General features: G+C 46.1%; 14 protein-coding genes. 11 read left to right on the forward strand and 3 right to left on the reverse strand.

Going from position 1 to position 24837, the window contains the following annotated elements; genetic code table 11:
* Window positions 1-114 precede the first annotated feature (114 nt).
* The 10 genes from DXN04_RS11580 (at window position 115) to DXN04_RS11625 (ending at window position 19603) form a co-directional block, all read left to right on the forward strand.
* Window positions 115-6210 carry an alpha-2-macroglobulin family protein gene (locus tag DXN04_RS11580; protein ID WP_158568977.1) on the forward strand — a complete coding sequence of 2032 codons (6096 nt, stop codon included), beginning with the start codon at window positions 115-117 and terminating at the stop codon, window positions 6208-6210.
* Window positions 6211-6388: 178 nt separating this feature from the next.
* Window positions 6389-7726: an alpha/beta hydrolase-fold protein gene (locus DXN04_RS11585; RefSeq protein WP_116853523.1), complete on the forward strand. Its 1338-nt coding sequence runs from the start codon at window positions 6389-6391 to the stop codon at window positions 7724-7726.
* A 7-nt stretch (window positions 7727-7733) separates the two neighbouring features.
* Window positions 7734-10070, forward strand: coding sequence for an ABC transporter permease (locus DXN04_RS11590; RefSeq protein ID WP_116853524.1), 2337 nt, complete (start codon window positions 7734-7736; stop codon window positions 10068-10070).
* A gap of 64 nt (window positions 10071-10134) precedes the next feature.
* Window positions 10135-11196 carry an NAD(P)/FAD-dependent oxidoreductase gene (locus DXN04_RS11595; RefSeq protein ID WP_116853525.1) on the forward strand — a complete coding sequence of 354 codons (1062 nt, stop codon included), beginning with the start codon at window positions 10135-10137 and terminating at the stop codon, window positions 11194-11196.
* Window positions 11197-11291: 95 nt separating this feature from the next.
* A complete protein-coding gene (gene aspS / locus DXN04_RS11600; RefSeq protein WP_116853526.1) occupies window positions 11292-13037 on the forward strand; it encodes an aspartate--tRNA ligase in 1746 nt (581 codons plus the stop codon).
* A 291-nt stretch (window positions 13038-13328) separates the two neighbouring features.
* Window positions 13329-13856: a glucosaminidase domain-containing protein gene (locus tag DXN04_RS11605; protein ID WP_158568979.1), complete on the forward strand. Its 528-nt coding sequence runs from the start codon at window positions 13329-13331 to the stop codon at window positions 13854-13856.
* Window positions 13857-13975: 119 nt separating this feature from the next.
* On the forward strand, window positions 13976-15427 hold the full coding sequence (locus tag DXN04_RS11610) for an SGNH/GDSL hydrolase family protein (RefSeq protein ID WP_116853528.1): 1452 nt from the start codon (window positions 13976-13978) through the stop codon (window positions 15425-15427).
* Window positions 15399-16673 carry a GDSL-type esterase/lipase family protein gene (locus DXN04_RS11615; RefSeq protein ID WP_116853529.1) on the forward strand — a complete coding sequence of 425 codons (1275 nt, stop codon included), beginning with the start codon at window positions 15399-15401 and terminating at the stop codon, window positions 16671-16673. The genes DXN04_RS11610 and DXN04_RS11615 overlap by 29 nt, the downstream gene beginning before the upstream one ends.
* On the forward strand, window positions 16648-18141 hold the full coding sequence (locus tag DXN04_RS11620) for an MBOAT family O-acyltransferase (protein ID WP_233525568.1): 1494 nt from the start codon (window positions 16648-16650) through the stop codon (window positions 18139-18141). The genes DXN04_RS11615 and DXN04_RS11620 overlap by 26 nt, the downstream gene beginning before the upstream one ends.
* Before the next feature lie 148 nt (window positions 18142-18289).
* A complete protein-coding gene (locus DXN04_RS11625) occupies window positions 18290-19603 on the forward strand; it encodes a porin (RefSeq protein ID WP_233525569.1) in 1314 nt (437 codons plus the stop codon).
* Between the two features lie 54 nt (window positions 19604-19657).
* On the opposite strand, the gene DXN04_RS11630 is transcribed toward DXN04_RS11625, so the two are convergent.
* The 3 genes from DXN04_RS11630 to DXN04_RS11640 form a co-directional block, all read right to left on the reverse strand.
* Window positions 19658-20704: a sensor histidine kinase gene (locus DXN04_RS11630; protein WP_233525570.1), complete on the reverse strand. Its 1047-nt coding sequence runs from the start codon at window positions 20702-20704 to the stop codon at window positions 19658-19660.
* Window positions 20705-20862: 158 nt separating this feature from the next.
* The gene (locus DXN04_RS11635; protein ID WP_116853531.1) at window positions 20863-21546 is read right to left on the reverse strand and encodes a response regulator transcription factor; all 684 of its coding nucleotides are present in this window, start codon (window positions 21544-21546) and stop codon (window positions 20863-20865) included.
* Window positions 21547-21715: 169 nt separating this feature from the next.
* Entirely contained in the window at window positions 21716-22471 is a 756-nt protein-coding gene (locus DXN04_RS11640) for a DUF1003 domain-containing protein (protein WP_116853532.1), read from the reverse strand.
* A 176-nt stretch (window positions 22472-22647) separates the two neighbouring features.
* Here DXN04_RS11640 and DXN04_RS11645 point away from each other — a divergent pair, with 176 nt between their 5' ends.
* The gene (locus DXN04_RS11645) at window positions 22648-24822 is read left to right on the forward strand and encodes a hypothetical protein (RefSeq protein WP_147319902.1); all 2175 of its coding nucleotides are present in this window, start codon (window positions 22648-22650) and stop codon (window positions 24820-24822) included.
* The last annotated feature ends 15 nt before the right edge of the window (window positions 24823-24837 follow it).

The raw sequence follows: 24837 nt of genomic DNA on the forward strand, positions 1-24837 counted from the left end.
AGTTTTATAATGAGTTTAAACCAGAAATACACCAGTTATTCATATAAACGCTATCCACATATGCGCCTGATCGTAGCTATTTTTATTCTATTTTTCATTAGTACAACAAGTACCATGGCTCAGTTTAACTATGACAACCACTGGAAAAAAGTCCAGGAGTTAGATAACAAAGGCCTCCCCAAATCAGCCCTGGAAGAAGTCAATGTAATCTACAAGAATGCACTGCAACAAAAGAATGAGGGTCAGCTCCTGAAAACGCTGATCTTCCGCATCAAGTACGTAAACGTTAAAAACGAGAATCCCGCTACTGACGATAACCTCAAGGTAGTAGATCAACAAAATGTCGTATTTACCCCCGCCATCCGCGCCATCCTGCAAAGCATGCGGGCAGAACTCCTCTATCACTACCTGGAAAATAACAGGAGCCAGCTCTATAGCCGTACCGCTTTAGAAACAGACACCTCTTCCGATATCAGCACCTGGACCTCAGACCGGCTCAATAAAGAAATTGCCGCCGCCTACACGGCTTCCCTGGAAGATGCTGAACTACTCAAAAAAGTGAACGTAAAAGACTATGAGGTCATCATCAGCAAAGGGCAGTACAACGCCAACCTGCGTCCTACGCTATACGACCTGCTGGCACACCGCGCATTAGATTATTTCAAATCAGGTGAGTACAATTTCAGGCAGGCAGCCAAACAGTTTGAACTGCTGGATCCTGCTGCTTTTGCACCTGCTGCCACTTTCGCTGCTCACAAATTTGCAACAGCCGATACCAGCTCTTACCAGTATAAAGCACTCTTACTGCTGCAGGACCTGATCCGCTTCCATGCCCGGGATAACAAAGCAGCCCTGCTGGATGTAGACCAGGAACGCCTTCAGTACATGAACAGCGTAGCGGTAATGCCCGACAAACAGACGCTGTATATCAGACAACTGGAGCAATTGCTGAATACCTATGCAGGCGAACAAGGGAGTGCACAGGTGATGTACCTGGTAGCCAGCTATTACCGCGAAATAGGTAACGGAAAGGAAAATGAGGGTGACCTGACACCTGCTGCTGCTATGAAGAAAGCGGTCGCCCTCTGTGAACAGGCGATCAAACAACTGCCGGATGCGATTGGTACCAGCTACTGCAAGTCTCTGCTCAACTCAATCAAGACCAAATCTATGCAGGTAAGCACCGAACAGGTAAACCTGCCGGATGAACCTTTCCGTGCACTGATCAACTATAAAAACGTCAATAAACTCTACTTCCGCATTGCTAAAATTGATGCAGCCTACCGCACTAAATTAAGAGAGCAGCTGGAATCAAATGAAGGATACGAAAGCCGGAATAAGAAATACTGGAACCTGATCCTGAGTAAGAAAGCTGACCGTTCATGGGATGTGGCATTGCCCGGCACAGATGACTATCGTGAACATGCCGCAGAAGCAAAAATAGATGCCCTGCCATTAGGTTTGTACATGTTAGTGGCCAGCACTAATCCCACTTTTACAAAGGAAGAAAATATCATCGCGATCCAGTTTATTCATGTATCAAATCTGAGTTTCATCGCCCGTTCTTCATTTGATATCAAAAATGGAAAGGAACTGTATGTATTGCACAGGAAAACAGGTGCACCACTGCAGGAAGTAAAATTCAATGTATATACCCAGCAAAACAATGGTAAATATAAATTAACACAGTCCGCTACCTCTCAAAAGGATGGTGGCGTAGACCTGAAGAGTGAAGCGCAATACAGCAACAATAAGTATGAGCTGATCCTGAATGCTGATACCCTCGCTCCTGATGAAGAAAACTATGTGTACAGGTACGATTATTATAACAACAATGCAGGTACAGCAGATCACCAGACATTCCTCTTTACTGACAGAGGTATTTACCGCCCCGGTCAGCTCGTATACTTCAAGGGTATCGTAGTAGGCCGTGCACAAAAATCAGGAACAGACAGGAACGTTTTGGGCAATTATAAAGTAAGCGTACGCCTCATAGATCATAATGGTCAGATAGCAGATTCCATGCAATTGACGACCAATGAATATGGTTCCTATTCCGGAAAATTCCGACTGCCGGAAAACCAGTTGAATGGTGTATTCCGGATCGATGAAAATAATAATGGTGGCAGTGTATCATTCAGTGTGGAAGAATACAAGCGTCCTAAATTCTACGTGGATTTCGATACCCTGAAAGGCACTTATCGCCTGAATGATACGATTACCGTAAAAGGTAAAGCACTGGCCTATGCCGGTAATAATATCGATGGTGCTAAGGTGACTTACCGTGTCATGAGACAGGCCCGTTTCCCTTACTGGTGGTGGTCCAGGAAAGCACCTGCTTATAGCCCTGCACGCCAGATCGCAACAGGTACGACTGAAACTGCTGCCGATGGTAGTTTCAAAGTAAACTTCCCGGCCTTGCCCGACCTGAGTATTGCCGCTTCTCAAAAACCCATCTTTACATATTCTATCGAAGCAGATATTACGGATGTGAATGGTGAAACCCGTAGCGGCAGCCAAAATGTGAGCGTAGGTTACCAGGCAATGGAAATCACTATTGGTCTGAATGATCGTGTGCTGCCACAGGAGCTGCAAAAAGTAAACATTGCTACAAAGAACCTGAATGGTGTGTTCGAAGCGGCAGATGTAGCTGTTACATTGAAACCATTGCAACATCCGGGTCGCTTAATGCGCGAACGCTTCTGGGATAAGCCGGATGAGTTTATCCTTTCCCGTGAGGAATATGAAAAAGCATTTCCTCATGATATTTACAATGATGAAGATGACCAGAATACCTGGAAAAGAGGCAATGCTGTTGTAAGCAAACAACTCAAAACTGATGCCTTTACACAGGTGCAGTTAGATTCTAAATCACTGGCTGCCGGATGGTATGAACTGGAAGTAAGTACGACTGATAAATTCGGTGAGAAAGTGATTCAAAAGAAAATTGTTGAACTGGTAGATGCGAATGCAAAGAACCTGTCATACCCGGTATACAGCTGGTCTTATTCCAACGATAATGTACTGAAGCCGGGCGAGACCGCACATTTCCTGCTGGGTTCATCTGCTCCTGATGTGCATGTGATTGAAACGATCGGATCCAACCTGCATGCGGCAGCAAATAGTGCATTTACAGTCAACAGCGGCGTAAGCGACAGGAAGTATGATGTAAAAGAAGATGACAGGGGAAATGTGAGCGTGCAATATGTTTTTGTAAAGGATAACCGTGTTTATACAGAAGAGAGAACCATCACTGTTCCATGGAGCAATAAAGAACTGGAAGTAACCATCCAGTCACATCGTGATAAGATCCTGCCTGGTGCAAAAGAAGAATGGCGCGTACAGATCAAGGGCGAGAAACGTGATAAGGTAGGTGCTGAACTGCTGGCTGCTATGTACGATGCATCGCTGGATGCATTCAGGGCAAACCAGTGGACAGTACCGGATCTTTATCCAGTCTATTCAAGGCTGGCAGCCTGGGATGGTCATGCAAACTTTAAGCAGGTAGCTGCAGAGGTTTATACATTTATTGTTGACAAATCTGCATATGATGAACGTGTGATTAGTTATGATGCGCTGAACTGGTTTGATGCCATGGATAATGGTGTGAGTGTGATTGATTTTGGAGAGGGGAATGGTGTACAGGCAGTGAAAGTGACGGGCTTTGGAATGGGACGTTTTGCACGTATGCTGTATAGAAGTGCTCCGGGCATAAAAGTAGGTATGGCTAAACCTGGTGCGCCTATGCCGGCACCGGCTGCTGCTATGGTGATGGCTGATGCAGCTGTGCCACAGGCTGAAATGAGAATGAAGAAAGAAAGTTCCATGGAATCTGCAGATCATAATCTGCCAGCGGGTGTAGTGGATGATAAAGCAGGAGCGGCAAAACCAGCTGAAAAAGTGGCTCCTCGTACTAATTTCAACGAAACAGCTTTCTTCTTCCCTGACCTTCACACGGATGAAAATGGTAACATCACTTTCAGCTTCACCGTACCCGAAGCCCTGACCCGCTGGCGCTTTATGAGCCTTGCGCATACCAGGGATGCGGCAGTTGGTTATGCTGAAAGCAGTGTGGTGACACAGAAACCACTGATGGTGCAGCCAAATGCACCCCGCTTCATGAGAGAAGGCGACAAGATCATCTTCTCTGCCAAGATCAGCAACCTCGCTGATAGCGCATTGACAGGTGCGGCTCACCTGGAACTGCTGGATGCTACTACTATGAAACCTGTAGATGGCTGGTTCCAGAATGTATATCCTGCTCAGCACTTCACTGTTGAAAAAGGACAAAGCACTGCTGTGAGCTTCCCATTAGAGATTCCATATAAGTTCAGTAGTACCCTGCTGTACCGCGTAATAGCCACTGCAGGCCAGTTCAGCGATGGAGAAGAAAATGCTATCCCGGTGCTGACCAACACTACGCTGGTGACAGAAACACTGCCACTGAATATGCGTGGCGATGGTAAGAAGGAATTTACTTTCGGGAAATTACTGAAGAGCGATACTTCTGAAACCTTACAACAACATGCACTGACAGTTGAATATACCGGCAATCCTACCTGGTATGCCGTACAGGCCTTGCCGTACCTGATGGAATTCCCCTACGAATGTTCCGAACAGGTGTTCAACCGTTATTATGCCAATACACTTGCTACACACATCGTGAATAAACTGCCGGGTGTAAAGAGCATGTTCGAAAAATGGAAGACGACTGATACTGCTGCACTGAAAAGCAACCTGCAAAAAAATGAGGAACTGAAGAGTGTATTACTGCAGGAAACGCCATGGGTATTGGCTGCTAAAAATGAAGAAGAACAAAAACGCAATATTGCCCTGCTCTTCGATCTGAATAAGATGAGTGCAGAACAGCAGAAAGCATTGGAACAACTGCGACAGAAACAATTGCCGAGTGGTGCCTTCCCTTGGTTCAATGGGATGTGGGAAGATCAGTTCGTGACGCAGTATATTCTGGCTGGCGTAGGTCGCTTACAACAGGTAGGTGTAAGCAATGATCCGAATGCTGATGCGATTGTGAATAAAGGGCTGGCTTACGTTGACAAGAAAATGGACACCTGGTATCATGAGCTGAAGCGTAATAAAGCTGATATGAATGCACAGCATATCGGTTATATTGAATCTCATTACCTGTACATGCGTAGCCTGCTGAACAAGCCAGTGGAAGACAAGTACAAAGAGTCTTACCAGTACTACCTGGCACAGGCTAAGAAATACTGGTTGAAACAAAGCACCTATACACAGGCCATGCTGGCAATTGTACTGAATGATAAGAATATCATCAAATCATTGAAAGAAAACGCCACCAACAACCAGGAAATGGGTATGTACTGGAAGAGTGTAACAGCTGGTTACTGGTGGTACCAGGCACCCATTGAAACGCAGGCGATGCTGATTGAAGCATTTGAAAGAGTGGCACATGATTCAGTGGCGGTAGCTGATATGAAAACATGGTTGCTGAAGAATAAACAAACCAATAACTGGCATACTACCAAGGCAACTGCCGATGCTTGTTATGCCATGCTCTTAGGTGGTGGCAACTGGCTTTCTGCAAATCCTGATATTAGCATCCAGTTAGGCCAAACAACTGTGAAGGAAGAGAAGAAAGAAGCAGGTACCGGTTATTTCAAAAAGCAATTCAACAATGAAGCAATAAAACCTGCAATGGGTAAAATTGAAGTAAAAGTGGAGGGCAGTAATGGTCAGCCATCATGGGGTGCTGTGTACTGGCAATACTTTGAGCAGCTGGACAAAATTACAACTGCTGCTACGCCAATGACCCTGCAGAAAGAGCTCTTCATTGAGAAGACAAATGACAATGGCCCGGTACTGACAGCTATCCAGGATGGCAATCAGCTGAAAGTAGGTGATAAGGTAAAAGCACGTATCGTACTGAAAGTAGACCGTGATATGGAGTATGTGCACCTGAAAGATATGCGTGCAGCCTGCTTTGAGCCTACCAATGTAATCAGCCAGAGCGGCTGGCAGAATGGCGTAAGTTATTACCAGAGCACAAAAGATGCTTCTACTAATTTCTTCTTCAGCCGTTTGCCAAAAGGTACTTATGTGTTTGAATATAGTATGTTCGTAACACATGATGGTGACTTTAGCAATGGCATCAGTACTGCACAGTGTATGTATGCACCTGAATTCAGTGCGCACAGCAATGGCATCAGGGTAAAAATAACAGAGTAAAGAATTGCAACTTTTTTGCCTGACGGCTGTCTTTATTAATAAAGACAGCCGTTTTTCGTTAGTGAACATGCCATGTATCAAAATCGGACAATATTGAAAGATTAGGATTGTCTATATTGTTGAAAATCAATTTTATCACAAAGTGGCATCTTTTTAGACCACACCAAGTTTTTCGGTCATGAAGCAAACTATCTGTATTATCCTTGTCATGTTTCTGGCGGCCAACGCATCCGCACAACAGATGAAAATTATCAGGGATTCCCTGTACTCTGACAACCTGAAAGAAGAACGTCAGATAGAGGTGGAACTACCGGATGATTATGATCCTGCTTCAGGAAAAAAGTACGAAGTGATTTATGTGACGGATGGCGAATGGAATAATGATATTGTTGCACACATGCAACGTTTTGTACAGATTCAGTTTGTACCTGCCTGTATAGTCGTCAGCATGAAAAACATGGGTCTGCGCGACCGGGACTTTACACCCAGCCGTTTGCCTGGCAATCCCCGTTCGGGAGGAGCCGATAATTTCCTTGCGTTTATGAAGACTGAACTGATGCCCTACATTGAGAAAAAATATCCTGCCCGTGCTGACAACAGGGTATATGTAGGCTCTTCACTGGCTGGTTTATTTGGGATGTATGTTTTTCTACGTGATCCCTTGTTGTTCCAGTCTTACCTGATCTCTGATCCGGCTATGTGGTGGGGCGATGGCATGCTGCTCAAAGAAACGGGCGATAAACTGGCGGGTATGGGCAATGTGCATGCATCGCTGTACATCACCGGCAGGGAAGGGCATGCATTCGAGGAGATGGGAGTGCATCAGCTGGATTCAATTTTTAAGGCCAAGGCACCGGCATCGCTGCACTGGAAGGTAACACCGTATGCGGGGGAAACGCATAACAGTATGATCTTTAAAACGGTGTTCGATGGTTTGAAATTTACCTGGGCAGGTTATACTACGGATCCGCCACGATATCATCCAATGACGGGAGTTGTGCTGAAAGATAAACCCTTTCCACTTTTTATCTGGCCGGACGAGAGATCAGACTTTCATTATACCACTGATGGAACTATCCCTACAGCATCTTCTCCCCGTATCACCGGTAAGCTGGATCTTGCGATTGCTGAGCAATTTATCATCAAGTCAATTTGTGTGAGAGATGAATACAGTGATACCATACGAGGTAGTTTTAAAATAGGCAATACATTGCCTTCAGCCCCGCTGTCCAAAAAGCTGAAGCCCGGTGGCCTGGATACTTTGCAGGGACAATTGAGTGGTGGCATTAAAGTCGATGCAGACGGTTATTATATATTTTTTGTAGATACTAATGACAGTGTAAATATATCACTCGGCAACCTGTCTTTCGATAAGCAGAGTATTGTCGTGCCATTGCAGAAAGGCTATTATCCATTAAAAATTTCTTACAAAGGTTCAGCGCCCGGTATAGAGTGGATTGCACCTACAGGCCCGGACTCAGGGCCGGTGCCGGCTACCGCGTTGTACCACCATTAACAGGATTATGATAAAGCGTTTTTTTAAAAAGTACAGTATTCTCAACATCTTCGGATTAGCGATCGGTATCATTTGTGCAGGTGTGATTTTTTTGTGGGTAGAAGATGAAGTACAGTATGATAATGTTAACCAGAAAAAAGATCGCTTGTATGCAGTGTTAGCCAACTGGGATTACGATAAGTATGTGCAAACATTCTGGTCGTCATCAGGCATGCTGGCACCTGCTATGAAAACGGATATTCCGGGTGTGGCCAATGCCTTCCGCATGACCGAGAGTTGGGCACCCCCATTGATCACTTATGGTGATAAGTCCCTGTATGCTTCAGGCAGATATGCAGATCCTTCTGTATTCAATATGCTTACTATCCCTTTTGTGGCGGGTGGTACTTTCAGTGAATTGCATTCAATTGTGATTACAGAGAAAATGGCGAAAAAGGTTTTTGGTGATGAAAAGAATATCGTGGGGAAATCGCTGAAAATGGATAATAAGGATGCATACGTGGTGAGCGGCGTGATCAAAGACTGGCCATCGAATGTAAGCTTCAGACCTGAATGGATAGCACCATTCGAAGTGCTGGAAAAATCAAATCCTGTCTATAGCAGCTGGGGATCCAATTCCCTGACAACGATTGTAGAACTGGCTCCCAATGCGAATCCGGATGCTGTCAATAAGTTGCTTTGCAACTTTGTACAGCAGCATTCGCCCTCAGCAGTCAATCACCTGTTCCTGCATCCGATGAGCAGGTGGCGGCTTTATAGCAATTTTGATAATGGTAAACCGGCTGGTGGCAGAATTCAATATGTGAGAATGTTTACCCTGATAGCCTGGATCATCCTCTTTATTGCCTGTATCAATTTCATGAACCTGGCTACTGCCGCCAGTGAAAAGCGTGCAAGAGAGGTGGGGGTGCGTAAGGTCATGGGTGCTTCTAAGCGTGGACTGATACTGCGATTTATGGGAGAGGCGATCTTTACAACGGCGATTGCATGTGTGCTGGCGGTGTTCATGATCTGGACATTATTACCCTATTGTAACCTTATCCTGGACAAAGAACTGACGATCAATATACTGGCTCCTGCACACCTGGCAGCCCTGCTAGGTATCGTGCTGGTGTGTGGTTTGGTGGCAGGTAGTTATCCTGCATTGTACCTGTCTTCCTTCAATCCTGTATCCGTACTGAAAGGAGGCAGGCGTGCTACCGGTAGTGCAGCGTGGATCAGGAAGGGCCTGGTGATTCTTCAGTTTACGGTATCTATCGTGTTGATCATTTCTACTATCATCATTTACCAGCAGATCAGTCATGTCAAGGGGCGTGATATGGGTTTCGACAGGAAGAATGTTATGGGTATGAATATCACGAAGGATGTAGTGCAAAGCTTTCCTGTAATCAAACAGGATCTGCTGAATACGGGCGTGGTAGAAAATGTGGCAATGGCAGATCATGCTACCATTTATGGTGGTAACAATACAGACGAAATTTTATGGGAAGGCAAATCGGAGACGCAAAAGGTCCTGATTTCTGTACGGCTTGTCAGTCCTGAATACCTGTCTACAATGAAAATGCAGATAAAGGAGGGGCGTGACTTCCGGGCTGGTGACAGTATGAATGTGGTGATCACGGAATCGATGGCAAAATTGGTGGGGCAGGGTAGTGTGATTGGTAAAACCGTGGGTTTACCAATGGAAGTAAATGGCAAAGAAGGTGTGCGCCAGTTCCCGATAGTAGGGGTCGTGAAGGACTATATGTATGGTGATATGTATGGTTCACCTGATCCTGTAGTATTCTTCTGTTTACCTAAGGTGGCCAATATTCTTTATTTACGCCTGAAGGGCGATGTGGCAGCTGACAGGGCTTTGGGTAAAGTGGCGGAAGTAATGAAAAAAGATAATCCTTCATATCCGTTTGATTATGTCCTGATGGAGAACCAGTTCAATGACCTTTTCTCAGGTGAAACACTGATCAACAGGTTATCGACCGTATTTGCAATCATTGCGATCCTGATTTCCTGCATGGGATTATTTGGTCTGGCTACTTATATGGCGGAGCGCCGTACCCGGGAAGTGGGTATTCGTAAGGTTTTAGGGGCGAGTACGGCCGGTATTACGACCTTGTTGTCCAAAGACTTTTTAAAGCTGGTAGGTATTGCGGTAGTGCTGGCATTTCCGCTGGCATGGTATGCCATGAGTATGTGGTTGCAGCAGTATTCATACAGGGTAGATATCCACTGGTGGGTCTTTGTGCTGGCGGGTGCGATGGCCATGATCATCTCTTTGTTTACGATTAGTTTTCAATCAATCAGAGCGGCTCTCATGAACCCTGTGAAGAGTCTGCGTGCAGAATAAGTCATTTCACTCATTGACCACTATCATAACGGGCTAGCGATTTTCGCATTATTTTGCATATCAAATGAATGTAGATTATCTGGTAGTAGGTCAGGGCATCGCAGGTACGATGCTAAGTTACAGCCTGATGCAGGCTGGAGCTTCTGTACTCGTTATAGACGAGTACAAGGAGAATAGTTCTTCCCGCGTGGCAGCTGGTGTAGTGAACCCGGTATCGGGCAGGCGTTTTACTGTGGCGTGGCTGTACGATGAGATTTATCCGGTGGCCTTGCGTACTTACCGTGAAATGGAAGGGTTGCTGGGTTTACCTGTTTATAAGGAACGGGATCTGTGGACGGTATTGCCCTCAGAGCAACTGAGAACGGCATTCTTTGACAGAACGACAGGCCTGGATTACATGCGACTGCCATCTGACGCTGCTGTGGCCCATTATGACCAGTGGCTGGATCAGCCTTTTGGGGCTGCCATCATCAAAGGGGGAACGGTATTATTGCAACAATTGCTGCCGATCTGGAGAGAATATCTGAAGAAGCATCATTCCCTGCTGGAAGAGCGTTTTCTGCCTGCTCAGCTCCAGGCGAAGCCAACGGGGGTCACTTATGGTGACATTCATGCCAGGGCCCTCATTTTCTGTGATGGTGCCCAGACCCCTCACAATCCCTGGTTCAGTGCTGTCCCTTTCCTGTTGAATAAGGGAGAGGTCCTGACAGTGCGGGTGCCGGGTTTTGAAACGCAGGACATTGTAAAAAGAAGTATATCCATGGTACCGGTACCGGGTCAAACCGACATCTATTGGGTAGGTGCAACTTTTGCCTGGGATTATCCGGATGAAAATCCAACTGCTGAAAAGCGGGCTTTCCTCGAGAATGGACTCCAACAGTTATTAAAAGTTCCTTATGAGGTGCTGGACCACCAGGCGGCAGTGAGGCCAAGTGGCACAGATCGCCGTCCTATGTTGGGCATGCACCCTGAAATGCCATCTCTGGGCCTGTTCAACGGCCTTGGCACCAAAGGCTCCAGCCTGGCACCTGCCATGGCGGCTCAAATGACTGCTCATTTGCTGCGGAATGCGCCACTGTCGGCCGAAACCGATATAAAACGGTTTTTTAACAGGTACAAAGGTTAGAAATGCTGGCGGCAAACGTTATCTTTGCCGACCTACCCGGAAAACTGCCGGGTCGGTTGAAAAGATATTTAAGAGCAACACATAAGGTATAGTATATGTACAGAACGCACACCTGTGGCGAGTTACGACTGGAAAACATTGGCACACCCGTAACCCTGGCCGGTTGGGTACAGACAGTCCGGAAATTCGGAAGCATTACTTTCGTAGATCTGCGTGACCGCTATGGCATCACGCAATTGTTGTTTGGCGAAGCCCTCAATCCACAACTGGATGATCAGCCCCTGGGCCGTGAGTTCGTGATTCAGGTAGAAGGTACCGTTACAGAGCGTTCTAATAAAAATAAAAACATTCCTACCGGTGACGTTGAAATCACCGTGAGCAAATTTACCATTCTCAACAAGGCTCAGACCCCTCCTTTCACTATCCAGGATGATACTGATGGTGGAGATGAGCTGCGTATGAAATATCGCTACCTCGATTTACGCAGAAACATCGTTCGCCAGAACCTTGAGCTGCGTTATCGTGTGAATAGGGCTGCACGCAACTTCCTGGACAGCAAGGGATTCATGGATATTGAAACACCTTTCCTGATCAAGTCTACCCCGGAGGGTGCGCGTGACTTCGTGGTGCCCAGCCGTATGAACCCTAATGAGTTCTATGCTTTGCCACAGTCTCCCCAGACCTTCAAGCAGCTGCTGATGGTGAGTGGTTACGACAGGTATTACCAGATCGTAAAGTGCTTCAGGGATGAGGACCTTCGAGCTGACCGTCAGCCGGAATTCACCCAGATCGACTGCGAAATGAGTTTCGTAGAACAGGAAGACATCCTGAACAACTTTGAAGAGATGCTGAAATACATCTTCAAAGAGATCAAAGGAATTGAATTTAAAGATGCATTTCCTCGTATGACTTACGACCATGCGATGGAGTTCTATGGTAATGACAAGCCGGACATCCGTTTCGAAATGAAACTGGTGAACATGAACGATACCGTAAAAGGTAATGGCTTCAAAGTATTTGACGAAGCTGAACTGGTGGTAGCGATCTGTGCAAAAGGCTGTGCTGAATATACCCGTAAGCAGCTGGATGAGCTGACTGAGTGGGTGAAACGTCCGCAAATCGGAATGACCGGATTGATCTATGCCCGTTATGGCGCAGATGGATCTATCAAGAGTTCTGTGGACAAGTTCTTTGACGAAAGCAAGCTGAAAGGCTGGGCAGAGAAAACAGGGGCACAACCTGGAGACCTGATCCTGGTACTTGCTGGCAAAGAAGAGCGTACCCGTAAGGCGATGAGCGAGCTCCGCCTGGAAATGGGTGAGCGCCTGGGCCTGCGTAATAAAGATGTGTATGCTCCGTTATGGGTAGTAGACTTCCCGCTGTTTGAATATGACGAGGAAGACAAGCGCTGGGTAGCAAAGCACCATCCGTTTACCTCTCCAAAACCAGAACAGATCAGCTGGATGGACGATTTGTCCAAATATGGGAATATCAAGGCCAACGCTTACGATATCGTGCTGAACGGTACAGAAGTAGGTGGTGGTTCCATCCGTATCTTCCAGCGTGACCTGCAGGAAAAGATGTTTGCTGCGCTGGGCATGGATGAAGAAGAATTTAATCACAAGTTTGGCTTCCTGTTGGGGGCCTTCGAATATGGCGCACCTCCACATGGTGGTATGGCATGGGGCTTTGACAGGCTTTGTGCTTTACTGGGTGGTAGTGAGAGCATTCGTGACTTTATCGCCTTCCCGAAGAACAATTCCGGGCGCGATGTAATGCTGGATGCTCCATCTGCAATCGACCAGAAACAACTGGACGAATTGCAGATAGCCCTGAAGTAATGGCATGGTATTTGCCAATGGCAGCATGCATTTAAACAACTGAAATCCCCCTTGATACTGTGAAAATGCGGTTTCAAGGGGGATTTTCACAAACTATCAGAGGCACATTATTTACTGAATCCCAAAGACTTACGTAAGTATGGCCCCTCATTCCTAAAAATATTTTAACATTTAAACATCACATTATAGAATCTTTTAAACTATATTGCCGGTAAGAAGGAATGTTTCTGGCACCCGATAATGATGAGATTGATAAAACACACATTATTCAGTACAAGAAAAATTACTGCCATGACATTGAACAAGATGTTCAGCAGCCGTTGGTTTTGTGCAGTGCTATGCATGATCTTACTGTTTGGCAACAGTGCGTATTCCCAAAGCAAGGTCCGTTATGTAACGAAATACAAGGAAACGGCGATTGCGATTATGAATGAGACCGGCATCCCGGCGAGTATTATTTTAGGGATTGCGATGCTGGAATCAGGTATGGGAACCAGCAAAAATGCCCGCTTGCTTCACAATCATTTTGGTATTGTGGGTAAGAACAAGCTCCATAAAAAGAAAGGGGTGACCTATCGGTCCCGCTACAGGGAGTTTGAATCAGATGATGCATCTTTCCAGTATTTCGCGAAGATGGTACAGAAAAAGAAGTATTACTCCAAAATGAAGGGGGATCCGAAATACAAAGACTGGTTAAAACACATGAACGATAGCGGGTATTCTGCTGCCGGGCAGGTGTGGGAGAAAAGAGTAGCAGGGATGATCAGTCGGTACAAGCTGTATAAACTGGATGAGCAAATGGCTTATTCAAAGAAATAATTTTTCAAAAGAAATGACAAGCTAAACGCATCTGCCCCTGGTAGATGCGTTTAGTTATGTTAAGGAATAGCACTATCTTTATTAGCTTTAGTAGACCAATCCAATAATCAGAGTAATTCATGTCTGGCAATAACAAATCTGCCTATCCTTTTTATATCATTACGGGGGCTTTAGTGTGTCTGGTGGCTTTATCCCAGTTCGATAACATTGTATCTTACGCAGGATTTAAAACCCGCCCGCTGGATATGCTGGCGGATCTGCGACCTGATTCTTTACGGAAACAGCAGCAGGAAGACGATACCCCGATAGACAGCTCAATGATTCCCCAGATTCCCACAGAAGATTCTACGGAAACAGCCGCTGACCTGGCAGCTGACTCTACCCTGGCTACTGAGCTGGCAGATGTACCGGATCCTGATAAACATCTCGATTTTACTGATTATAAGGGTATTATAAGTTATAACCTGCCTCCGACTGCCGATACGGCAGCTGCCGGACTCCAGCATTTCCTGGATGCACTGGCACAATTGAAGCAGGGAAAGCGGAAGAAAGTACGTATTGCCTATTTTGGCGACTCTATGATTGAAGGTGACCTGCTTACAGAAGACCTGCGCGATAGTCTGCAAAAAACCTTTGGTGGCAGCGGGGTGGGGTTTGTACCCATCACTTCGGTGGTAGCTGGTTTCAGAACTACGATTACCCACACTTTTTCCAAAGACTGGAAAGATTACAGTTATAAGCAACAACCGCCTGCAGATATCAAGCTTGGTATATCAGGGCATACATTTATACCAGGTGGCGGCAGTTATGTTCGCTATACCCCGGTACATAAAAAACGCCTGGACAAATTTGAGCGCGTTACTCTCTTTTATGGTCCTGCGGGCAATGCGAATATTACGATCAACGATAAGGCCTTTACCCTGAAAGAGCAGAACATTGTGAACCGTTTTGTATGGTCACAGGATCCTGCACAGAATAATGTGACGATCAAGTGGGCGGGTGGCAGCACAACTCCTTTTTATGGCGTGTCTTTTGAAGGCGATAGTGGTGTGTATGTTGACAACTTCTCATTCCGGGGTATCAGCGGGATAGAACTGGGTAAGTTGTCAAAAACGCTGGTACAGGAGATGCAGAACGAACATCCTTATGACCTTGTGATTCTCCAGTACGGCGCTAATATATTGTTCAAACCGAAATTGACTGACTACAGCTGGTATGCGAAGCCGATGAAGAAGGTAATCGACTCTTTGAGAAGAGACATGCCTGGTACTTCATTCCTGGTGATAAGCACGGCTGATAAATCATATAAAAATGGTGGTGACTGGGTGACGGCGCCGGGTGTAATGGCATTACTCAAAGATCAGCATGAGCTGGCTAAGCAGCATGGTACTGCTTACTGGAACCTGTATGCTGCGATGGGTGGTGAAGGTACTATGGCAAAGTGGGTAGATGGTGATCCGGTGTTAGCTCAGAAAGACCATACGCATTTTAACAGACAGGGGGCAGCCAAAGTAGCGGCGCTGCTGTATAAAGCTATGATGGATGAATTTAAGCAGTTGGAAATTCAATAAAACAACATTCTTTGCAGGAATACTTACGTTAACTGTCAGCCTGGCTTCTGGCCAGGCGAATCGTATTGCACAGGATTCCGCACTCTTTAAGTTCTTTGCTTCTTTGGACAGGTCAGATAGTATGGTGGTATCTATACTTCACCTGGGTGATTCTCATGTTCAGGCCGGATTTTTCCCGGAGGCCACGGCCTCCCTGCTACAGCGGGACTTCGGAGATGCCGGCAGGGGGTGGGTTTTTCCCTGGAACCTGGCCAATACCAATGGCCCTGGCGATTACCGCTGGAATAGTACGGCCAGGTGGTCCGCAGATCGTATTATCGACAAGTACAAACCTGCTGTATTAGGACCTGGTGCCATCGTGATCAGCTCTACACAGTCATCACCGGCACTGGCTTACAACAGGAGGGAAGATAGCCCGGAAAATGATATCAGCCAGGCAGAACTCTTTTATGACGCAGGTCCGGAAGAGGCGACGGTGGTAGCACCAGGAGCAGATATCAACATTTTTGGTCCGCCGTTCAGAAACGCAAGTTCTACGGTGAAGGTAGCCACACTGAATTTTGAGGAGCCGGTACAAAACTTCCAGGTCCGCTGGGATGACAAGGGGAGCCAGCCATTTCATTTTTATGGTGCGCTGCTCTTCAATGGTAAGCCGGGTGTGCAATACAATGCAGTAGGGATCAATGGCGCGATGTACAGCCAGTACAACGATGCGAACAATACCCTGGTGGCCGAGATGGATGTAATGAAACCACAACTGGTGATCATCTCCCTGGGTACAAATGAGGCTTACAGTTCGCTGAATGCTGCCAACTTCAGGGATCAGATAGACAGTGCAGTGACGGTGATCCGCCGTTATCAGCCGGGAGCGAGTATCCTGCTGACGACCCCACCGGAATGCAAGAGAGTGAGTAAGCGGGCCTTCAAGAAGAAAGTCGGCAAGAGATATAAAACCTATTATAAGATTTCCTATTACCCGAATCCTTACATAGCGGTCGTGACCCAACAGATCATGAGTTATTGTAAAGAAAAAGGGATTGCATGCTGGAACTTTAATGCGGAGAACAGGTTCAGGGAATCTGAGTTCGCAGGCGGTTGGTCGCCGGATCATATCCACTTCAATGTACGTGGATACCAGTTGCAGGGAAAATTATTGTACGAAGCATTGCATCAGAGTTATTTAAAGTATAAAAAGTACGCTACCGCACACTACAACGTGAATGAAGATGACGATAGAGCTGAATAAAATCATAAGTCTACTGACCTATAATGAGAAGAATCCTATCCTGTTTAATAGTGCCTTTTTCATGTACTATTTTGCAGTGTTCCTGCTGTTTTACCTGGCGGCGAGTAGTAATAAGCGAGCCAGGGTAGCGGTATTCACTGTGTTCTCATTGTATTTCTTTTACATGGCCTGCGGAATGTATGTGGGGCTGGTATTGTTGTCGGCGGTCGTGGATTTCAATTTGTCCAGGTGGATCTACAAGTCAGAGAAGGCCGGGTTCAGGAAGCGCCTGCTCATATTGAGTATTGTGCTGAACCTGGGATTGCTGTTTTACTTTAAGTATACGAACTTCTTTATCGGTATGATGAATGACCTGGCGCACGGGAATATTCATCCTTTGAAGCTGATATTGCCGATCGGTATATCCTTTTATACATTTGAGAACCTGAGTTATACAGTGGATGTGTATAAGCGGGAATTCAAGCCTGTGGATGATTTCATGGATTACCTGTTCTTCCTGTCATTCTTCCCTAAGCTGATGATGGGACCGATTGTGAGGGCGGCGGATTTTATTCCGCAGATTTACAAGCCTTATGTGCTGGATAGAGAAGATATAGGAAAGGGGATGTACCTGATAGTGGCGGGTTTGTTTAAGAAGGTGGTGATCTCGGATTTTATCAATCAGAACTTTGTACAGTATATATTCGATGATCCGGCTAAGCATACGGGATTGGAGTGTTTGATGGGGGTATATGGCTATGCGCTGATTATTTATTGTGACTTCTCCGGGTATTCGGATATGGCGTTAGGTATTGCCCGCTGGACCGGGTTTAAGATCCCGCCGAACTTTGATTCGCCTTACCAGAGTAGTAGTATTACGGAGTTTTGGCGCAGGTGGCATATATCATTGTCCAGCTGGCTGAGGGATTACCTGTATATTCCTTTGGGGGGTAATCGTAAGGGGAAGGTGAGGCAGTATGTGAACCTGTTTTTGACGATGTTGATAGGTGGGTTCTGGCATGGTGCGAGCTGGAATTTTATATTCTGGGGTGGATTGCATGGAACGGCGCTGGCGGTGGATAAGGTGAGGATAGATTATTTGAAGAAGAGGGGCGGTGGGCCTGCTGGTTTTTGGGGAGGTGTGCTGAAGGTGATAGGGGTATTGATAACGTTCAATTTTGTGTGTTTCTGTTGGGTATTCTTTAAGGCTGCGACATTCAGCGATGCGTGGTCCCTGATCCACCAGGTGGTGTATGATTTTCAGCCGGAGGTGTGGTTGGAGCTGTATAATGGGTATACGGCGGTATTTTGGGTGATGTTGATGGCGTTTGTACTGCATTTCCTGCCGAAGAAGATGGAGTTGGGAACGGAGAATTTGTTGAGCAGGGTGCCGGTAGTTGGGAATGTGGTGATTATGGTGGTGTTTATTTGGTTGTTGGCGCAGGTGAAGAGTTCGCAGACGATGTTGCCGATTTATTTACAATTTTAATATCCTTTCGAATCGGCCGGGTCGCTTTCAGCGACCCGGCCGATTCGATGGCGAGGTCTGAGATTTGCCCGGAGGGCAAATCTCAGACCTCGCTTTTTTAAAGAAATTGTTAAATTTTTCACTTTCTTTGCCGCAAATTTCTTCCTGAATGCGGCTTAAGTTCCTGCCGATTGTCGGTGTGTTCCTCCTCCTTTCCAGCCTGGCAAAGGCTCAGTTCCTCATGGACATGATTGATACCACCACTGAACTTGGCAAGGGGATGATCTCCTTATACCATAAATATGATGCAGTCCGGTTCAGCGGCTACATACAACCACAATTCCAGTATGCACAGGCCAAGGGAATTGAATCCTATGCCGGCGGCAATTTTGCTGATCATGTGAACAACCGTTTTATGCTTCGTCGTGGCCGTTTTCGCCTTGATTACCAGCATTATAACAAAGATAATATGCCTGTCGTTCAGTTCGCTTTCCAGTTCGACGGTACAGAAAAAGGGGTATTTATCCGCGACTTCTTTGGCCGCCTTTTTGAAAACCGCTGGGATGTATTTTCCATTACCACAGGGATGTTTGCCCGTCCTTTTGGCTTTGAAATCAACCTTTCTTCCAGCGACAGGGAAACCCCTGAACGTGGGCGCATGACACAGATCCTGATGAAAACAGAAAGGGATCTGGGGGCCATGGTCACATTTGAACCACGCCGGGCCAATCATCCACTGCGGTTTTTGCGGCTGGATGCTGGTTTATTCAATGGCCAGGGCCTTACTGCTACAGCTGATTTTGACAGCCATAAAGACCTGATCGCCCGGCTTTCCATCAAACCCCAGCGCCTGAATGCGGCCAACTGGCGACTGTCAGGCAGTATCTCCTGCCTGTACGGGGGCATGGAGCAGTTTACCAACAACATTTACAGGATCAACAATGCAGGTGATTTCAAAGTGGATTCATCTGTGAGTAATATCGGTAAGATTGCGCCCCGTCATTACTATGGGACAGATTTGCAGCTGAAGATTCCGAATGGTCAAAATAGGGGTTATACAGAACTGAGAGGTGAATACATTCGGGGGGTACAAACAGCTACTGCCGGCACTACGGAAACGCCGGCTGCCATCCCGATGAATGGTACGGTGAATGCGCCTTTGTATATCCGTAATTTTGACGGTGCTTACTTTTACTACCTGCAGAACCTGGGGAATCCGCAGGATCTGCTGGTGCTGAAATATGACTGGTATGATCCTAACCGCGATGTAAAGGGAAAACAAATTGGCAGTGCTGATGCAGGCCTTTCAAAAGCAGATATCCGTTATAATACATTTGGGGCCGGCTATGTGCATTATTTTAATGCCAATACAAAGCTGATGTTGTTTTATGACTGGGTAAAGAATGAAGCGACATCACTGGACGGATATACGGAAGATGTGAAAGACAATGTGTTTACCTGTAGGATTCAATATCGTTTCTAAATAAAAAAGGGTTTTGCCAGCTGGCAAAACCCTGATTGTATTTCTAGTTGTGTGTTACTCTCCTTTCTCTAATGTAAACCCAAACGTACTACCGATTTCAGGTTTACTACGGATATTGATGGTCTGGCCGTGTGCTTCCACAATATGCTTTACGATAGCCAGGCCAAGGCCTGTACCACCGATATCCCTGGAACGCGCCCTGTCAGTGCGGTAGAAACGCTCAAACACACGTGGCAGGTGTTCTTCAGCAATACCAATACCATCGTCAGAAATCTCAATCAGTACGCGCTTATCATCCATGATATAGATGCTGGCTACGGTATGCCCGTCAGTACGGCCATATTTGATAGAGTTGTCTATCAGGTTAATCAGCACCTGTCTTACCTTCTCTTTATCAGCCAGTACATGGATGGGTGCTTCGCATCCTTTTTTTACATTGAACTTAATCCCTTTGGTATTCGCTTTCAGGGAGAGGGTATCAAATACATCCCTGATCAGGTCTTGGATTATAAAGTTCTCCGCATTGATGGTCATCTCTCCGCTTTCCAGTTTAGAGATCTCATCCAGGTCGTCGATCAGGCGGCAAAGGCGTTCGATGTTCTTGGTAGAATTTTTCAGGAACAGCTTATTCACTTTCGGATCATCCATGGCACCGTCCAGCAGGGTATGAATATAGCCCTGTACGGCAAAGATGGGTGTCTTCAGCTCATGGCTCAGGTTGAGCAGGAATTCCTTGCGATAGGCCTCGTTCCTTCGCAGGCTATCCAGTTCTTCTTTCTTCTGACTGGCCCACTTCTCCACGTCTTCACTTACTTCTTCGATGGTCTTCAGGGGAAGGATGTTTTTATTAAAAAACTCTTCTCTCTTGGAGGCCTTGGTCTGATAAATGAATTTATAAATCAGCTTGATCTTCCTGTAGATGAAGTTCTGCAGGGTATACAGGTACAAGTAGTAGGACGTGAGGAAGGTGAGTACAAACGCTGTGGCGATGATCTTCCAGTTACTATCAATTAAAACGGTCCCCAACGTGATGACCGTTGCGAGAATCAGTGCGGTAAAACCCGCTAGTTTTTGCGGGGAAAGGTTTTTGGCTTTGAACATACTCCACAATGAGTAATGATTGTAATACCGGGAAATTAATCCATTTTTTTCACTTGCCATACAAAGGAATACCCCCGGATAGCAGTTGCAATCCATGATTACAGCAGCTATCCGGCCTGGTTCGGCCTTCGGCCGTTATCAACACAATAGACTGAATTTTACATTTCGAATTTGTATCCTACACCTTTAACAGTGGTAATGAGATCGATTCCAATTTTCTGGCGGATTTTACGGATATGTACATCGATGGTACGGTCACCTACGATTACTTCCGTACCCCATACCTGGTTGAGGATCTCGTTGCGGAGGAATACGCGGCCGGGTTTGGATGCCAGCAGTTGTAATAATTCAAATTCTTTCTTAGCGAGAATGATTTCCTGTCCTTTGTAGGTCACTGTAAATTTCTCCCTGTCTATAATCAGGTCGCCCAGTTGTACCTGCATTTCTTCGGTCTTGTGCAGACGGCGGAACAATGCATTGATACGGCTTACGAGCAATTTTGGCTTGATTGGCTTTGCGATATAGTCATCGGCACCCATATTCAGACCATCTACCTCCGATTTTTCATCATTGAGGGCTGTCAGGAAGAGCACCATGGTATCTTTAAATTCAGGAATTTTTCTGATCTCGCGACAAGTGTCGATGCCGTTTTTATTCGGCATCATAATGTCCAGCATAATCAGGTCCGGACGGAACACTTTTGCTTTCTGGATCGCCTCAATACCGTCTTTGGCAGTTACCGTATCGTACCCGGCAGACTTAAGATTATAACTGATAATCTCAAGAATATCGAGCTCATCATCCACCACTAAGATCTTGCCTGCTACCGCTTGTTCCATCATATAGTTTGACATTTTTTAGACGGCACAAAATTATATCGCCGGCCCCGCTATTAATGAAAAGTTAATATTATCTAATTGTTAATTCGGACCTATGGCTCATCCACAGCCGGTGTACGGGAAAATAATGACATATGAATTTACGTCATTTTCAGGGGATTTGGATGGCGGCCTATTCCGTTTTTTTGTGATTGCCATTTCCTTCCCTGTGGTTGCCATTCCCTTCGCCATTGAGCTTTTTGATGGCCTGCGACACTTCGGAGAGCATTTCGATCTGGGTTTGCTGCATTTCCATCATATCCTGTTGCTGGTGAATGATCAGGTGATCGATCTTTTCGTGCAGGATTCTTACCTCCAGTTCAGACTTCAGGTTGATCATATAGTCATTTTTCGCCCTTAGCCTGTCTTTTTCTTCCTGGCGGTTCTGGCTCATCATGATTACGGGTGCCTGCAGGGCGGCCAGGCAGGAGAGGATGAGATTGAGCAGGATGAAGGGGTAGGGGTCGAATCCTTTGTTGGCCAGCCAGAAGAAATTGGCGGCCATCCAGAGGAGGATAAAAACGAGGAAAGAGATGATGAAGGTCCAGCTCCCACCAAAATCAGCAATTTTGTCCGCTACCCGCTGGCCAAAAGAGAGATTGGTCCCATCCCCATCCTCCAGCTTATCCGTCAATGTTTCATGATCACGGAGCTTTTCGATAACGGTTTTCTCCATTTCAGTGAGTTCGCCTATTTCTTTGGCAAAAAGGTGCTCGAAATAGTGCTGCCTGTATTTGTTCAGCTCAGAGAGCGATATTTTTGATTTGCTGCTGATGTTTGGATGATCCTTGCGAATCAGGTCCATAACGGTTGAACGAACATTTCGGCAGTGGATCTTTTCATTGGCGGGGAACTCCTGGCCAGAAAGATCGCTGATGAAGTTTTGCATAAAAAAGAGCGGATTTCCGGGATGAAGGTACTAAATAAACGAAGATGCCAAAACGCCCGTTCAGTCGGTGTTTCACCACAGCTACTCCTTATTGTAGGAAATTGGTAGTAAATTTGCTATACTAGCCATTATTAAGCATAGTTGTATTAATGAAAAAAATTATAATAGTCCTGTTAATGATTGCCTTTCAAGGTAGTCTGGTTCATGCACAAAGTACTCAGAAGATAGACATCCCTATCGGACGTATCGGATTCCATGATAATATTGACAAGGAACAGGCGGCAGCACTCAAATTTGATGGCAAGGCAGATGACCTGGTAAAGGTGTCGGACGATCAGACGATCAACCTCCAGGTGACCAATGCCCTGATTAAGCAGGTGGATGATATGCAAACTCAGATAGAACTGGATTCGTCACTCGATCATCGTTTGAAGATCAAGTACCTGTCAGGGCTATATGTGATGCTGCACGATTATAATGTGAAACGTGCTTATCATAAGATCCAGGCTGAAGAAGCCCCGGTGATGGTAGACGCTTACAGGAATATGATGGCTGCCGACATCAAGGGGCAGAGCATCAAGCCTTACCTGCAGAACCTCTCTTTCGATGCAGGTGAAAAAATGATTGAAGTATTCAAGGATAATCCTGGCTATAAAGATGCAAGAGAAGTTCTCTTTGGTAAATATGCTTTTAATCACCTGGAAACAGTGATGGCAGAGATTGCCAATTACCTGGAATACCCGGTTACGGACTCCGTAATTGCAGCTGTAGCACGCAAATATCCTAACCAGGTATTGACCTATGCTACTTCGTACACACCGGTAGCTGCCAGCATCAGGAAGAACCAGGATCCAATCGTACAGCAGATCGTAGCCATCGGCAGAACGAGTCAGCCTACCCTGATCCTGCCTTTTATCGATGAACTGATGGCAGGGACCACTACAGTAGATAAACTGACTACAATAGTGAGCAACGAGGACCTTTACTTTAAACAACTGGTGAAAAGTGCGATTGCACTGCAACACCGTCGTAATAATGGTGAACATGTATTGGGCCTGAAAGCCATGATGGAAAACCTGCAGGCCAAGTCACTCCGCTATATCCGCGAAGTGGATGACCTGCACGAAGAGCCTGCTAATGTGCGCTTTGCCATCGTGAAGAACTTTACGCCTGAAGAGCTGTATTACCTGATTGTAAATGGCCAGGAAGAGCTCTATACCTCCAGCTACACCAACCATAACAACGCAGGTCTGTACGACCAGATGATGGCCCGTATGAAACCTCCGCGTGGCGATAGTTTGCTGATGCTGGTAGAATTTGACCGTTTCAAGAAATTCATCGCTATGGCAGCGGGTTATAATACCCTGGATAACTTCCTGAAATCAATGGATCCGGCCAATGCCAACTACCTCATGAAAAAGTATGTGAGCAGTCTGGAAAAGACGGAAGACCTGGAAGACGCGGTAGATGTGGCCAACTCTTTTGGTAGTATCAGGGATCCTAAGCTGCTGGCATTCTTACGTGAAGAGGTGGCTAAGAACTATGCTTACCTGTCCAAAAAGAAAGATAGAAGAGGAATGGTGATCTATGAACTGCTGGGCAGCCTGTTCGATACAGAGACAGAAAAGACCAGTGATAGCTCCAAAGCCACTGAAATGGCAAGTAAGCTGAAGTTGCCCCCGATCAATTTTGTAACTTATAACAGCCTGCTCAATGATAGCGGCAGAATTATACAACAGGTATTCTTCTATGGTGATAAGGATGGTCATGATTCCTATATAAGTTTTATGGGCAACTTCCCGTCCAGCGAGTGGAGAGTGACGAAGAATAAGTACTGGACGGTGATCACGTCTATCAAGGGTAAGCCGATCACGATCTACGCGAACCTGCCGATAGAGGAACCTGGTGATAAGGAAGCAATTGAGAAGCTGAGCGAGTACCTGGATGAGAATGATATACATCCGACTGTGTTCATCCACCGTGGCCATAGTTATCATGTGAATACTACACTGGATAACCTGCAGGCAACGGCGAAGATTGTGGTGTTAGGATCTTGTGGTGGTTATCATAACCTGGCGATTGTGTTGGAGAAGTCACCCGAAGCGCATATTATTTCGTCTAAGCAGGTGGGTACCAGGTTCGTGAATGAGCCGATTATTCGTCAGCTGGATGAGACGTTGAGAGTGGGCCGCAATGTGGATTGGGTGGAAATGTGGAGTGTGCTGGGTAAGAAGTTTGCAGGGGATGCGAGAAATAAGGAGCTGTTTAGTGATTATGTGCCGCCGCATAAGAACCTGGGGGCGATCTTCATTAAGGCTTATAAGCAGATCATGAAGGATGAAAAGTTATAAAAAAAAGCTCCTGCC

Origin of the sequence: Chitinophaga silvisoli (assembly GCF_003412465.1) — a bacterium.
Taxonomy (GTDB): Bacteria; Bacteroidota; Bacteroidia; order Chitinophagales; family Chitinophagaceae; genus Chitinophaga; species Chitinophaga silvisoli.

Coding starts and splice junctions, on each gene's coding strand:
- DXN04_RS11580 (WP_158568977.1), top strand. CDS start 115: ATGGCTCAGTTTAACTATGACAACCACTGGAAAAAAGTCCAGGAGTTA.
- DXN04_RS11585 (WP_116853523.1), top strand. CDS start 6,389: ATGAAGCAAACTATCTGTATTATCCTTGTCATGTTTCTGGCGGCCAAC.
- DXN04_RS11590 (WP_116853524.1), top strand. CDS start 7,734: ATGATAAAGCGTTTTTTTAAAAAGTACAGTATTCTCAACATCTTCGGA.
- DXN04_RS11595 (WP_116853525.1), top strand. CDS start 10,135: ATGAATGTAGATTATCTGGTAGTAGGTCAGGGCATCGCAGGTACGATG.
- aspS (WP_116853526.1), top strand. CDS start 11,292: ATGTACAGAACGCACACCTGTGGCGAGTTACGACTGGAAAACATTGGC.
- DXN04_RS11605 (WP_158568979.1), top strand. CDS start 13,329: ATGACATTGAACAAGATGTTCAGCAGCCGTTGGTTTTGTGCAGTGCTA.
- DXN04_RS11610 (WP_116853528.1), top strand. CDS start 13,976: ATGTCTGGCAATAACAAATCTGCCTATCCTTTTTATATCATTACGGGG.
- DXN04_RS11615 (WP_116853529.1), top strand. CDS start 15,399: ATGAATTTAAGCAGTTGGAAATTCAATAAAACAACATTCTTTGCAGGA.
- DXN04_RS11620 (WP_233525568.1), top strand. CDS start 16,648: ATGAAGATGACGATAGAGCTGAATAAAATCATAAGTCTACTGACCTAT.
- DXN04_RS11625 (WP_233525569.1), top strand. CDS start 18,290: ATGCGGCTTAAGTTCCTGCCGATTGTCGGTGTGTTCCTCCTCCTTTCC.
- DXN04_RS11630 (WP_233525570.1), bottom strand. CDS start 20,704: ATGTTCAAAGCCAAAAACCTTTCCCCGCAAAAACTAGCGGGTTTTACC.
- DXN04_RS11635 (WP_116853531.1), bottom strand. CDS start 21,546: ATGATGGAACAAGCGGTAGCAGGCAAGATCTTAGTGGTGGATGATGAG.
- DXN04_RS11640 (WP_116853532.1), bottom strand. CDS start 22,471: ATGCAAAACTTCATCAGCGATCTTTCTGGCCAGGAGTTCCCCGCCAAT.
- DXN04_RS11645 (WP_147319902.1), top strand. CDS start 22,648: ATGATTGCCTTTCAAGGTAGTCTGGTTCATGCACAAAGTACTCAGAAG.